Genomic DNA, 13,025 nt, shown 5'->3' on the forward strand with positions numbered 1-13,025 from the left:
TCGCGGTCTGTGGGGGTTTTGGCCAGGTGCCACAGGGAGGCGCCGATGGCGCTCCAGGTGGTGTCGATGCCCGCGATCAGCAGCAGGGCGATCGTCCCGACGACGTGGACGGGGTCCAGCTTCGCGCCGTTGAGCTCGGCGTCGAGCAGGTACGAGGTGAGGTCGTCACGCGGGTCGGCCAGGTGGTCGTGGATCTGCTCCACCAGATAGGCCGACAGTTCGGCGAAGCGTTCCAGCCGCACTTCGGTCGGTTCGTTCACGCTCTCCAGGGCGTTCTCCACGAACCGCCTGAACCGGTCGGCGTCCTCGGGTGGGAAGCCCAGCATGTCGGCGATCACCCGCATCGGGATGTACTGGGCGTACTCGCGGGCCGCGTCCACGACCTCGCGCCCCTCCAGGCCGTCGATCAGCTCGTGGCACAGCGCCCGCGTCGACTCCTCCCGCCTGGCGACGGCCGTCTTGGTGAAGGCGGGCAGCAGCAGCTTGCGGGCGTCGTGGTGGAAGGGCGGGTCGGACGAGATCGGCGGCACCCCGCCCACCGGCGCGAGCTCCCTGGGCGGCTTGACGTTGCCGACGACGACCGCCCGCGAGGAGAACCGCTCGGTGTCGTAGGCGACGGCCGCGACGTCCTCGTAGCGGGTGGGCAGCCAGACCCCGCCGAACCGGTCGGTGTGCGCGATCGGGCAACGTTGCCGCAGGTCGTCCTGGATCGGGTACGGGTCGGCGGCCCACTGGGGGTCGACGTGGGAGAAGTCGGTGGCCCAGTCCGAGACCGGATCGGTGACGATCTCGCTGACGGTGCCGCGCAGCCGGGCCCTGCGCGTCTCTTCCAGCTCCGGGCCGAAACGGTCGTCCACGGTCATCTCGCAGCTCCATCCCTGACGTCGATGAACCGGTCGGAGTCGATCTGAGGCGAATCACGCCCTCAATCGAATTAAAAAAGCATTCATTTGATACGTCAAGACACCCCCAAGGACACCACCGCTTGTGTCTGGCGTCCTCCAACCTGAGAGTTCGGCGCGGTTCCTGACAGTTGACCTGATAGCGAGACCTCAATATGACACGCGCCCCCACCACCTGCACTCAGCCGAAACCGCCGAAGACCTCGACCTGCCCGAGGCGGCGCTGCTCCTGGCCGGCGAAGGCATGCGGCCCTGGCAACCAGCGCAGCCGTCCGGGCATCCCTGCAGCGAGTACGGGACTGACAGTTGATCTTCAGCTCCGCACCGCCACCACCACGGTTTCAAGATCCAGTAGATGTCTTGAGCATCTTCAGCTGCTGGACTTACCGTCGTGGCCATGCGGCAGATCGACGACATGGACGTGCTCAAGGTCATGACCAGCCGGTTCCGGATGAAGCTCTTCAGCCTCCTGTTCCGGATCGGCCCGGTCACGGTGAGCGAGCTCGCCAGGCGGATGGAGGCCGACCCCGGCCAGGTGAGCTATCACCTGCGGCAAATGCAGCCACATGGGTTGATCGAGGACGTGCCGGAGCTCGCCCGGGACAGCCGGGAACGCTGGGTGCGGGCAGCATTGAGCGGGTGGGCCTTGGTGAGGGACTTCGAAGCCCCGGAGGCCAGAGCCGCGCTGCAGGCGTGGACTTCACAGTGGGTGATCGACCAGTTCGAGCGGCTGCGTGACTTCGAACGCACTCATATGACGCTTCCCGAGGACTGGCGCCACGCGTCCTTCGGAAGCAGCCGCCACTTACGGCTCACCAAGGATGAGCTCACGCAGCTCGCCGACCAGCTCAATGCCGTGTTGAAGCCGTGGCGCGAACTGACCCAGGCGCGCGTCGAGTCGAGTGAGCCTCCGCCGGATACCCGCCCGATCTTCATCTTCTACCACGCATTCCCCGAAGAACCCTGAGGGCCTTTCGTGCATCACTTGCAGGAAGAACTCGTCCGCGCGGACTTGGCTGAGCGGCGAGCCGAGGCCGCACACCGGCAGATGATCCCGCCGTGCTCGCGCCGGCGTGTTCTTCTACGCCTCCGCGGGCGGTTCGCGGTCACTCTCCGCCGCCTCGCTGATCACCTCGAACCGGCCCCAGGGTGCCGAGGTCGCCAGCCGACCCGCTGACGCCGCGGTGCTCCGGCATGACCAGCCCGAGACAACGACCGTCGTATGCTCCCTGTGCAGGCCGAGGTGAGCGATCTTCGGCCGGATACTGTCAACTTCGATGACGTGAGCGGCGATGCGTCGACGTCCATCGAAGCGACAGTGCCCAGGTCGGGAGCGGGTCTCACTGTCATCTTCGCTGCTTCCAGACACGCCCGGTGTCCGAGAAGTTCGCCTCCTGGATCGATCGGATGGCAGCGCGCATGCCGACCTTGCGCCGCCGATCGCCTCGGCGGCTGAACACGTTCACAGATGGGCTCGTGCCTAGGAGCCCTGGTCGCCGACCAGGACCGCGAATCCGTCCAGATGGCGGGCCAGGGCGTACTCGAACAAGACGTCCAGATCGGGCGCCGCATCGCCCGAGATCGTTGCCAGGAGGGGGAATCTTCCGTCGGCGAATAGCTCCTGCCGGCGCGAGTGCTCGGCTTCCGACCAGCGCTGCAAGGTCATGCCCGTGTTCCGCTCGGCCTCGGCCTCGGCTGCCTTGGACAGCCCGACGGTGACGACGAGCGCGTGCAGGGTGAGCGTCTCCTGGAACCGGATGTCCATGGGGAGATGGAGCTCCTCGAGCGCCCGCAGGGTCCACTCGGTGTGGGCCATCATGTTGGGGGCCAGAACGGGCCGGGTGAACGAGACGACCTGGGGCAGCCACACGTGCCGCCGGCAGAGCCGCCATTGCTGACGGGCGACCAGTTCGAGCTTGGCGCGCCACCCCTGCGGTCCGCGCTCGGGCAGATCGAGGTCGCCGAACACGATGTCGGCCATCTCGACCAGCAGTTCCTCCTTCCCGGTGACATACCGGTACAGGGACATCGGCCCGAGCTCCAGCTTGGCCGCGAGCCGGCGCATCGACAGCGCGTGCAGCCCCTCGGTGTCGGCGAGGTCGACGGCGGCGCGGAGGATGCGCGTCCGGAGCATCTCCTGGTCGGCCGATTCGGCCTGTCGCGCGGCCGTGGCGTCGCGGTGCTGCGGGCGAGCGGTCCGCCGGCCGGCCTGGGGGCTGACCACTGTGCCCGAACCGCCCTTCGTCTCGACGAGGCCCTCCTCGCGCAGAGCGGCCGTCACCTTGGTCGCGGTGGCGATCGCGACGCCCCACCGCTGCGCGATGGCCCGGATGGACGGCACTCGGTCGCCGGGGCGGAGATCGCCGCCGTCGATCCAGGAGCGGATCTCCGCGACGATCGCCCGGTAGGGCGGCTCCGGGCGCTGCGTCGATGGCACGTGATCCTCCGGTCCGACGGGGACATGACAGGCCTAGCGTACTAGTTCACTTTGTCGCTTGCACTAGTTCACTTCTGCTCGCAAACGTGTTTCCACGCCCTCGCCGTACCCATACGGTGTACGCACAACGCGAAGATACGCCGTAGTCACGAACGTGGGGGAAGGACGAATGAAGAACAGGGACATCCTCGTGTCAGGGGGCGGCATCGCCGGCGCGGCTCTGGCGTACTGGCTGCGCCGGTACGGATTCCGGCCGACGGTGGTGGAGCGCGCGCCGGCGCCTCGCACGGGCGGTCACGCCATCGACATCCGGGGCACCGCGCGGCAGGTGATCGAACGCATGGGCCTCGTTCCGCAGATCCGCCACGCTCGCATCGGAGCCCGCGGCATGGCCTTCATCGACGAAAGCGGCAAGCGGGTGGCGAGCCTGGGCACCGACGTGTTCGGGCCGTCCGGCGGGCCGGTCGCCGAGTGGGCGCTCCTGCGCACCGACCTGGCCCGGATCCTCCACGACACGATCCGCGACAACGTCGAGTACGTCTTCGACGACGCGATCACCGACGTGCTGCAGGACGAGGACGGCATCACCGCGGCATTCGAGAAGGGGGCCTCCAGGCGGTTCGACCTGCTCGTCGGCGCGGACGGCGTCCGTTCCAGCGTGCGCCGGCTGACGTTCGGCCCCGACGACCGTTACGTCCGCGATCTCGGCTCCTTCATCGCGCTCTTCTCCGTCACGTCCGAGGTGGATCTGGACGGCTGGCAACTCATGTACACCATGCCCGGTGGTGACGGCCGTGCTGGCAGAACAGCGGGCCTGCGTCCGCTGACCGAGCCGGGCAGGGCCCTCGCGGGGTTCTTCTTCCGTGCCCCCGGGCTCGAGTTCGACCGGCGAGACGTCGCCGCGCAGAAGCAAGTCGTCGCGCGCACCTTCGAGCACGCGGGATGGGAGGTCCCCGCCTTCCTGCCGCAGATCTGGGACGCGTCCGACTTCTACTTCGACCGGGTCGAGCAGGTGCAGGTCCGCACCTGGTCGACCCGCCGGACCGTGCTGGTGGGGGACTCCGCCTTCTGCGCCTCTCCCATGTCCGGGATCGGCACCAGCCTCGCCCTGGTCGGCGCCTACGTGCTCGCCGGTGAACTGTTCAAGGCCGGGGGCGACCAGCGGGTGGCCTATGCCGCGTACGAGAGGGGCATGCGCGAGTTCGTCGACCGGGCCCAGCACTTCGCCCGGACCGCCGGCGACGGTGGCCTGATGCCGGACACGCGGGCACAGATGTGGCTGCGGAACCAGTCCGTACGACTCGTGCGCTACCTGCCCAAACGCCTGGTCAGCCGAGGGCTGGAGTCGGTGGCCGACACCGTCGTGCTCGACGACTACGCCGATCCGGCACCCCACCGGTCCAGCAAGCACTGAAGGAGAGCACCATGCGCGTCAGCACCTTCCTGTGGTTCGACGGCCAAGCCGAAGCCGCGGCCACCTCCTACACCGCACTGTTCGCCGATTCCGGGATCATCGACATCGAGCGCACCGCGGACGGTCGCGTCATGACCGTCGTCTTCCACATGGCCGGTCAGCGTTACATCGCTCACAACGGTGGGTCCCGGTATCCCTTCACCAGGGCCTTGTCGATGTACGTGGAGTGCGACGGCCAGGAGGAGGTGGACACCCTCTGGGCGGGCCTCACCGATGGCGGCGAAGAGGGGCCGGGTGGCTCCCTGGTCGATCGTTTCGGGGTGACCTGGCAGGTCATGCCCACGGCCCTGCGGGAGCTCCTCCAAGGCGCCGAACCGGAGGCCGCCGAACGCGTCCTCACCGCCCTGCACGCCATGACCAAGATCGACATTCAGGCACTGGCCGACGCCCGTGATCGGTGATCAGCGCGTACGGGCAGAGCAAGCGATGCGCACGGACATCCGACCGGGCCGCTCCCGGCCGCGGCCGGGAGCGTGCCGCGTGGACCTTGGCGCTGCTGACGACGCTCTGCGCGCAGCTGACGTTCTCAGCGGTCGCCGTCCCGTTCATCTGGCTGCTCCTGCCGCTGTTGCTGGTGATGTACGGCGCCGGCCTCCTGCTCATCCGCGAGGCGGTCGCGCGGGCCGGCGGCGGATGGACCAGCCTGGTGGTGCTCGGCCTGGCCCATCAGGTAGCCGATGACGGACTCGGCCTACAGGTCCTGACCATCCGCACATGTACGGCGCCGCCGACTGGGGCCTGCGCGCCCTCGGCATCAACTGGACCTATTGGGAGTCACAGATCGGCGTCCACGTCGTGCTCAGCGTGCTCCCGCCCGTCGCGATCACCAACCTGCTCTTCCCGCGCCTGCGCGATCAGAGCTATCTGCGCACCGGCGGGTTCATCGTCACCGGCGCCTTGGCCGTAGCCGGTGTGCTCGGGCTGAGAGTCGTCATCTCGGCCACCGAGGACCCCGGCAATCAGACCCCGTGGGGATGGACCGTCGCCTACCTGCTGATGATCGCGCGCCGCTGGCCTGGCCGGCCCTGCGCGTGCTGCCCCGGCGCCGGTCGCCGGACGGGGTCCGGAGCGACCGGCGGGCCCCACGGCCCGTCGTGGTCGGCATCGTCGCGGGGTATCTGACGATGGCCTTCCTGACCACGCTGCCGCCGCTCGGTCTCGGACCGGACCTGCTGTTCGGCGACCTGATGTCGCCGCCACTTCGACTGTTCGCCGGGGCGATGAGCGCGATCCCGTTCGGCTGGCTGGTCCTGCGCTGGCGGCCTCAGACGGCATAGGTGCTCCTTGCCTTACTCCTGACTCTTTCCTCTCCCACACCCCCAGGCGCACGCGGCCGAACCCGCGACCGCCAAGTCCGCCGGCCGCAGGTACGCGCTCCTGTCGGACGGCACGGGCAGAGCAGTTGATCTTCGGCTCCACACTGTCAACTCCTCCTGCTGCCCGGGGAGGTGTCGGTGTACGCGGTGATCGCGCTGACGATGGCCGCCGCGATGTTCATCGGCTAGCCCGTCCGCGGCACGTTCGGTGATCGGGCGAGGGCCGCCGCGTCCCTTTCGGGGGGTGCGGCGGCCATCTGTTTAGTTATGCGAATATAATCGTTATATGCCTATAACCAGCAGGGCGCCCGTCTTGTCCACGTCCGCGCTCAGCCCCCGCCGGCGGCTGCTCGTGCTGGCCATCTGCTGCATGAGCCTGTTCATCGTCGGGCTGGACAACACGATCGTGAACATCGCGCTGCCCGCCATCCGGCGCGACCTGAACGCCTCCATGTCCGGACTCCAGTGGATCATCGACGCCTACACGGTGGTGCTGGCGAGCCTGCTCATGCTGGCCGGCTCGACCGGCGACCGGGTCGGCCGCCGGCGCACGTTCCAGACGGGGCTGGCGCTGTTCACGCTCGGCTCGCTCATGTGCTCGCTGGCGCCCGGCCTCGGCTGGCTGATCGCGGCGCGGGCGCTGCAGGCCGTCGGCGGGTCGATGCTCAACCCGGTCGCCATGTCGATCATCACGAACACCTTCACCGAGCCGCGCGAGCGGGCGCGGGCGATCGGCGTGTGGGGCGGTGTGGTCGGCGTCAGCATGGCGCTCGGCCCGCTGGTCGGCGGCATGCTGGTGGACTCGGTCGGCTGGAAGTCGATCTTCTGGATCAACATCCCCGTCGGGCTGGCCGCGTTCGCGCTGTGCGCGCTGTTCGTGCCCGAGTCGCGCGCGCCACGTCCGCGCCGGGTGGACCCGGTCGGGCAGGCGCTGGTGATCGTGCTGCTGGCCGGCCTGACGTACGGCTTCATCGAGGCGCCGGCCGCCGGCTGGGGGGCGCCGCGCACACTGGGCTGCTTCGCGGTCGCGGCGCTGGCGCTGGCCTTCCTGGCGCCGTACGAGCTGCGCCGCACCGACCCGCTCATCGATTTGCGCTTCTTCCGCAGCGCGCCGTTCACGGGGGCCACCGTCATCGCGGTGTGCGGCTTCGCCGCGCTGGGCGGGTTCCTATTCGTCAACACCCTCTACCTCCAGGACGTCCTGGGCCTGTCCGCCCTGCACGCCGGCCTCTACACGCTGCCCATGGCCGGGCTGACCGTGGTCTGCGCGCCGCTGTCGGGCCGGATCGTCGGGAACGCCGGGCCCCGCGTCCCGCTGCTGGTGGCCGGGATCACCATGACGGCCAGCGGCCTGATCATGACCGGGCTGGCGGCGGACACGCCGACCTGGCGGCTCATGGCCGCGTACGTGCTGTTCGGGGTGGGGTTCGGCATGCTGAACGCGCCCATCACCAACACCGCCGTGTCCGGCATGCCGCGCGCCCAGGCCGGCGTGGCCGCGGCGGTGGCCTCCACCAGCCGCCAGATCGGCCAGTCGCTCGGCGTCGCGGTCATCGGCTCGCTGGTCACCTCGGCGGTGGCCGGCCCGTTCGCCGCCGGGTTCCCCTCGGCCAGCCACGTCGGCTGGTGGATCGTCGCCGGGTGCGGGCTGGCCATCCTGCTGCTCGGTATCCTGACCACGACCGGCTGGGCCCGCCGCAGCGCCACCCGTACCGCCGAACGGCTCGCCCACGCTCCCGACAGAACGGCGGACGCGTCATGACCGACACCTCCGGCCAGGAGGCCGTGGCCCGCGTCTGGGCGGCCATGTACGACCTCGTCCTGCGGCAGGAGGACCGCCGCAAGGAGGTCGCCGAGACGCTCGGCATGAGCTTCTTCCGGGTCAAGGCGCTGCGCCGCCTGCTGGCCGGGCCGATGACCATGCGGGAGCTGACCGCGGAGCTGTCCACCGACAAGCCGTACACCACGCTGATGGTCGACGACCTGGAGCGGCGCGGCCACGTGACCCGCAGCGTCTCCCCCGACGACCGCCGCAGCAAGATCGTCGCCCTGACCCCGGCGGGGACGGCCGCCGCCGAGGAGGCCGAGCGCATCCTGGCCCGCCCGCCGCGCTCCCTGCTGGCCCTCGACCCCGGCGACCTGGCCGCCCTCGACCGCATCATGGCCCGCCTGCGCGCCCCGGAGGAGGCCGCGCGGCAGCGGTGAGGTCAGCCCCCGAACCCGGACAGGGCGGCGACGCCGAGTGTCTGCTCGGCGCCGAACTCCTCGAAGGTGGCGACGGGCCGGAAGCCCAGGCGGGCGGCCAGCCTCAAGGAGCGTCCGTTCGCCGTCTGGGTGACGACCACGACCGGCTGGTCGGGCAGCTCGGCCGCCGCCGCCCTCAGCGCGGCGGACGCGGCCTCGTACGCGAACCCGCTCCCCCACGCGGCGCGCCGCAGCACGTACGACAGCTCCAGCTCCTCGCCGTCGCCGGTCACGTGCCCGGGACGGCCGGCCGCCCGGCGGTCGAGCGACAGCGTCCCGAGGAGCCCGTCCGTGACGAGGTCCGCGATGACGTAGGCGCCCGGGGCGGCCGTCGCTCCGGCGGTCCCGGCGGCGTCGAGGAACCGCTCGACGTCGCCGCGTGGGCGCGGGCCGCCCAGGTGCTCGCGCACCTCGGGGTCGGTCATCAGCTCGACGAGACCGTCACGGTCGGCGTCGCGGGCCTTGCGCAGCAGGAGACGCCCGGCGGCGATCTCGGTGGCGGACAGCGTGGGCAGGCGGCTCATGGAACCTTGATCCTAGGGCCGGCGAACTACGGGGACGGGGACCAGACGCCGGCCGCGGTGCCGTCCTGGACGTGCCGGCGGTAGGTGACGACCTTGCCGTGGATGATCTCCAGGCTCGCCGTCAGGTCGGCTATCCGGTCGCGGACGGCCCGTTCGTGCTCCTCCAGCAGCGCCAGCCGCTCCGGCTCGTTGCCCGGCCCCGACCGCACGAGATGGGCGAACCTCCGCAGGGTGGCGATCGGCATGCCGCTCTCGCGCAGCCGGTTGCACAGCAGCAGCCACTCCACGTCGGCCCGGTCGTAGGCCCGCTGCCCGCCGGCGGTACGCGGGATCGGGCGCAGGAACAGCTCCTCGCGTTCGAAGAAGCGCAGCGCGTGAACGCCCAGCCCGGTGACCCGCGCGACGTCCCCGATGGACAGGCGGTCCGCGTCCCTGCTCATGGCACCTTCCCATAGCTTGACCTAGATTGCACTCTAGATTCTACGGTCGGGGGCATGGCACGTACACACCACAGAATCCGCTCGGGTTTCGGCGCGCACAGCACGGCCGACGACGTCCTGACCGGCGTCGACCTGTCCGGCAGGAACGTCCTGATCACCGGCGGCTACTCGGGGCTCGGCCTGGAGGCGACCCGCGCGCTGGCACGGGCGGGAGCGCACGTCGTCGTGCCCGCCCGCCGTCCCGACGTGGCGAAGGACGCGCTGCGCGACCTCCCCCGCACGGAGGTGCGCGAGCTGGACCTGGCCGACCTCGGCAGCGTCCGCGCCTTCGCCGACCTGTTCCTGGAGACCGGCCGCACCCTCGACGTCGTCATCGGCAACGCGGGCGTCATGGCCTACCCCCACCGGCCCGTCGGCCCCGGCTGGGAGGCGCATCTCGCCATCAACCACCTCGGCCACTTCGCCCTGGTCAACCGGCTGCGCCCGGCGCTCGCCGGGGCCCGGGTGGTGTCGGTCTCCTCCTCGGGGCACTTCCTGTCCGACATCCGCTGGGACGACCTCCACTTCCGCCACGGCTACGACCACTGGACGGCCTACGGGCAGTCCAAGACGGCCAACGCCCTGTTCGCCGTCCATCTGGACGCCCTCGGCGCGGCCGACGGCCTGCGGGCCTTCGCCGTGCACCCGGGCAGCATCCTCACCCCGCTGCAGCGCCGCATCCCCCACGCGGAGCAGGTCGCCCAGGGCTGGATCACCTCCGGCGGACGCCGGGCCGACGGCTTCAAGACCCCGGAACAGGGCGCGGCTACGGCGGTCTGGGCGGCCACGTCACCCCTGCTGGAGACGCACGGCGGCGCCTACTGCCAGGACTGCGACCTCGCCGAGCCGGCGACGGGCGACGACATGCTGGTCGGCGGCGTCAAACCCTGGGCCCTCGACCCCGACTCCGCCGCCCGCCTGTGGAAACTCTCCGCCGCCCTGACCGGCCACGACGCCTTCTCCTGACCGCCCGGCTCACCCGCGGCGGCCGGATGGCCGGGGACGGCGACGGCCGGCCGCCGCCGAATCGGCGGGGCCGGCCGGAGGGTTCGAAGGTCAGCCGTGGGAGTCGACGGTCGCGGCGCGCTTGATGGTCAGCTCGTCGCCGCCGATGGAGCAGGCGGGGCCGTTGGGGCCGCCGAAGCGGACGGAGTCGAAGAAGTCGCGGAAGGTGCTGTAGAAGTTGCCCTTGCCGCGCGGGCCGGTGACGGCCGAGCAGCCGCCGTAGTCGGACTCGGAGTAGAGATGGATGAGCGTGTCGGTGCGGTTCCAGTCGGACTTGGCGCGATCGCCCATGCCCAGGGCGGCCAGGCTGGCCGTGCTCGCCTGGAGCTGGACGATGTCCCCGGTGCCGTCGAGGCCGGAGAAGAGGCAGTAGTTGCCTTCCTGGCAGCGGTCGTACCCTGTCGCCGCCTGGGCGGGGGACGCCACTGCGGCCAGGGCGGCCACGGCGATCGGTAATGCCAGAACGTGAAACTTCTTGCCCACCATACCTCCATGGACGAAACTTTCCTTCGGTCCGAACATACATAGTGAGATCAACTTGCGCTAGACCGTCAGGGCGGACGTTCTTCAGCGGATAATCCGCTACGGGACGACTTGGTAGCCTCGATGACATGACTTCGATGGCGCCCGCCCGCACCGAGCACGACCTGTCGTTCCTGCTCGACCACACCAGCCACGTCCTGCGCACCCGGATGGCGGCGGCCCTGGCCGAGCTCGGGCTGACCGCGCGCATGCACTGCGTGCTCGTGCACGCCCTGGAGGAGGAGCGCACACAGATCCAGCTCGCCGAGATCGGCGACATGGACAAGACCACGATGGTGGTGACCGTCGACGCCCTGGAGAAGGCCGGACTGGCCGAGCGGCGCCCGTCGAGCACCGACCGGCGGGCCCGGATCATCGCCGTGACCGAGAAGGGCGCGCAGGTGGCGCGGCGCAGCCAGGAGATCGTGGACGGCGTGCACACCGCGGCCCTCGGCTCGATCCCCGACCAGGAGCGGGAGGTGCTGGTACGCGCCCTGAACCGGCTGGTCACCGGCCACCTGGAGACCCCGGTCGAGGCCCCGCAGCCGGTCCGGCGGGCCAGGGCGCGCAGCTAGATAGTTCCGTCGCATATCGTCTGCAACAGAACTATCTGCTACGGTCTCTCTTGTTGCACCCCTTGAACAGGAGACGACCATGTCCCTCACCTCCCGGCACACCGCCTTGGCCGTGCTGTCGACGTCCGCCCTGATGACCATCCTCGACGGCAGCATCGTCACCGTGGCCATGCCCGCCATCCAGCGCGACCTGGGGTTCTCCCCCGCCGGGCTGAGCTGGGTCGTCAACGCGTACCTGCTCGCGTTCGGCGGGCTGCTGCTGCTCGCCGGCCGGCTCGGCGACCTCGTGGGCCGCAGGACGTTGTTCCTGGCCGGGAACGCGGTGTTCACCGGCGCGTCCCTGCTGGCCGGCGCGGCGGGCAGCGAGGGCATGCTGATCGCCGCCCGCTTCCTGCAGGGCGTCGGCAGCGCGATGGCCTCGGCCGTCGTGCTCGGCATCCTGGTGACCCTGTTCACCGAGCCGCGCGAACGGGCCAGGGCGATCGCGGTCTTCAGCTTCACCGGCGCGGCCGGCGCGTCGATCGGGCAGGTGCTCGGCGGCGTCCTCACCGACGCGCTGAGCTGGCACTGGATCTTCTTCATCAACCTGCCGATCGGGCTGGCGACGATCGCACTGGCGCTGCGCGCCCTGCCCGCCGACCGCGGCCTCGGCCTCGCGCGGGGCGCCGACGTGGCCGGCGCGCTGCTGGTCACCTCGGGCCTGATGCTGGGCATCTACACCGTGGTCAAGGTCGAGGAACACGGATGGCTCTCCGCGCACACCCTGGCGTTCGGCGCGGTCTCGCTGGCCCTGCTCGCCGGTTTCTTCCTGCGTCAGGCCACCGCGCGCACGCCGCTGATGCCGCTGCGCGTGCTGCGTTCCCGCAACGTCGCCGGGGCGAACGTCGTGCAGATGCTCGCGCTGTCGGCGATGTTCGCCTTCCAGATCATCGTCGCGCTCTACATGCAGAAGGTCCTCGGGTACGGCGCCCTCGGCACCGGCCTGGCGATGCTCCCGGCGGCGGTGGCGATCGGCGGCGTGTCGCTGTTCGTGTCGGCGCGGCTGAGCGCCCGCTTCGGCACGCCCGCCGTGCTGCTGGCCGGGCTGGTGCTGCTGCTGGCCGCGATGGCCTGGCTCACACGGGTGCCGGTGCACGCCGACTACGTCACCGACCTGCTGCCGGTCATGGTGCTGATCGCGGGTGGCGGGCTGGCGCTGCCGGCGCTGACCGCGCTCGGTATGTCGGCCGCCCGCGCGGACGACGCCGGCCTGGCCTCCGGGGTGTTCAACACCACCCAGCAGATCGGCATGGCGCTGGGCGTGGCCGTCCTGACCACCCTGGCGGCCTCCCGTACGCAGGAGCTGCGGGCCGGCGGGGCGGCCGAGGCCGCGGCGCTGACCGGCGGTTACCATCTGGCCTTCGCCACCTCGGCCGGACTGCTCGCCGCGGCCGTCGTGGTCGCCCTGACCGTCCTGCGCCGGCCCCGGTCCGCCGCGCCCGCCGAGGCGCCCCGGACCGAGCAGCCGGCCGCCCTCTGACACCCCTTTCACGAAACGGAACTGATCA

15 protein-coding genes are annotated in these 13,025 nt (G+C 70.6%); 10 read left to right on the plus strand and 5 right to left on the minus strand.

The features are described from left to right. Positions 1 to 863 (minus strand): cytochrome P450 (locus AB0J97_RS49130; RefSeq protein ID WP_364103620.1); only part of this gene is annotated, 863 nt, incomplete at its 3' end. 436 nt (positions 864 to 1,299) lie between these two features. On the opposite strand from AB0J97_RS49130, the gene AB0J97_RS49135 reads away from it, so the two are divergent. Next, entirely contained in the window at positions 1,300 to 1,869 is a 570-nt protein-coding gene (locus AB0J97_RS49135) for a helix-turn-helix domain-containing protein (protein WP_364103623.1), read from the plus strand. A 513-nt stretch (positions 1,870 to 2,382) separates the two neighbouring features. Here the strand turns inward: AB0J97_RS49135 and AB0J97_RS49140 are convergent. Then, entirely contained in the window at positions 2,383 to 3,339 is a 957-nt protein-coding gene (locus tag AB0J97_RS49140; RefSeq protein WP_364103626.1) for a GntR family transcriptional regulator, read from the minus strand. A gap of 169 nt (positions 3,340 to 3,508) precedes the next feature. On the opposite strand from AB0J97_RS49140, the gene AB0J97_RS49145 reads away from it, so the two are divergent. The 6 genes from AB0J97_RS49145 to AB0J97_RS49170 all read left to right on the plus strand — a co-directional run bounded on the left by AB0J97_RS49145 (position 3,509) and on the right by AB0J97_RS49170 (position 8,334). Next, the gene (locus AB0J97_RS49145) at positions 3,509 to 4,753 is read left to right on the plus strand and encodes an FAD-dependent monooxygenase (RefSeq protein ID WP_364103629.1); all 1,245 of its coding nucleotides are present in this window, start codon (positions 3,509 to 3,511) and stop codon (positions 4,751 to 4,753) included. A gap of 11 nt (positions 4,754 to 4,764) precedes the next feature. Beyond that, positions 4,765 to 5,214, plus strand: coding sequence for a VOC family protein (locus tag AB0J97_RS49150; protein ID WP_364103632.1), 450 nt, complete (start codon positions 4,765 to 4,767; stop codon positions 5,212 to 5,214). A gap of 313 nt (positions 5,215 to 5,527) precedes the next feature. Next, positions 5,528 to 5,935, plus strand: coding sequence for a hypothetical protein (locus AB0J97_RS49155; protein ID WP_364103635.1), 408 nt, complete (start codon positions 5,528 to 5,530; stop codon positions 5,933 to 5,935). A gap of 2 nt (positions 5,936 to 5,937) precedes the next feature. Beyond that, positions 5,938 to 6,090 carry a hypothetical protein gene (locus tag AB0J97_RS49160; protein ID WP_364103638.1) on the plus strand — a complete coding sequence of 51 codons (153 nt, stop codon included), beginning with the start codon at positions 5,938 to 5,940 and terminating at the stop codon, positions 6,088 to 6,090. Between the two features lie 325 nt (positions 6,091 to 6,415). Beyond that, positions 6,416 to 7,891 (plus strand): MFS transporter, encoded by a 1,476-nt coding sequence (locus AB0J97_RS49165; RefSeq protein ID WP_364103641.1) that lies wholly within the window; start codon positions 6,416 to 6,418, stop codon positions 7,889 to 7,891. Next, entirely contained in the window at positions 7,888 to 8,334 is a 447-nt protein-coding gene (locus tag AB0J97_RS49170; protein WP_357709507.1) for a MarR family transcriptional regulator, read from the plus strand. Before AB0J97_RS49165 ends, AB0J97_RS49170 begins: the two co-directional genes overlap by 4 nt. Before the next feature lie 2 nt (positions 8,335 to 8,336). Here the strand turns inward: AB0J97_RS49170 and AB0J97_RS49175 are convergent, their stop codons facing one another. Then, a complete protein-coding gene (locus tag AB0J97_RS49175) occupies positions 8,337 to 8,897 on the minus strand; it encodes a GNAT family N-acetyltransferase (RefSeq protein WP_364103645.1) in 561 nt (186 codons plus the stop codon). Between the two features lie 26 nt (positions 8,898 to 8,923). After that, positions 8,924 to 9,337 carry a MerR family transcriptional regulator gene (locus AB0J97_RS49180; RefSeq protein WP_364103648.1) on the minus strand — a complete coding sequence of 138 codons (414 nt, stop codon included), beginning with the start codon at positions 9,335 to 9,337 and terminating at the stop codon, positions 8,924 to 8,926. A 54-nt stretch (positions 9,338 to 9,391) separates the two neighbouring features. On the opposite strand from AB0J97_RS49180, the gene AB0J97_RS49185 reads away from it, so the two are divergent. Then, entirely contained in the window at positions 9,392 to 10,342 is a 951-nt protein-coding gene (locus tag AB0J97_RS49185) for an SDR family NAD(P)-dependent oxidoreductase (protein WP_364103651.1), read from the plus strand. Positions 10,343 to 10,432: 90 nt separating this feature from the next. Here AB0J97_RS49185 and AB0J97_RS49190 read toward each other — a convergent pair whose 3' ends face one another. Continuing rightward, the gene (locus AB0J97_RS49190) at positions 10,433 to 10,867 is read right to left on the minus strand and encodes a peptidase inhibitor family I36 protein (protein ID WP_364103653.1); all 435 of its coding nucleotides are present in this window, start codon (positions 10,865 to 10,867) and stop codon (positions 10,433 to 10,435) included. Positions 10,868 to 10,992: 125 nt separating this feature from the next. Here AB0J97_RS49190 and AB0J97_RS49195 point away from each other — a divergent pair, with 125 nt between their 5' ends. Together AB0J97_RS49195 and AB0J97_RS49200 are read left to right on the plus strand one after the other, a co-directional pair. Continuing rightward, the gene (locus tag AB0J97_RS49195) at positions 10,993 to 11,478 is read left to right on the plus strand and encodes a MarR family winged helix-turn-helix transcriptional regulator (protein WP_364103656.1); all 486 of its coding nucleotides are present in this window, start codon (positions 10,993 to 10,995) and stop codon (positions 11,476 to 11,478) included. 79 nt (positions 11,479 to 11,557) lie between these two features. Next, positions 11,558 to 12,997: an MFS transporter gene (locus AB0J97_RS49200; RefSeq protein ID WP_357709525.1), complete on the plus strand. Its 1,440-nt coding sequence runs from the start codon at positions 11,558 to 11,560 to the stop codon at positions 12,995 to 12,997. The last annotated feature ends 28 nt before the right edge of the window (positions 12,998 to 13,025 follow it).

The organism is Nonomuraea sp. NPDC049607 (assembly GCF_040675375.1).
GTDB lineage: Bacteria > Actinomycetota > Actinomycetes > Streptosporangiales > Streptosporangiaceae > Nonomuraea.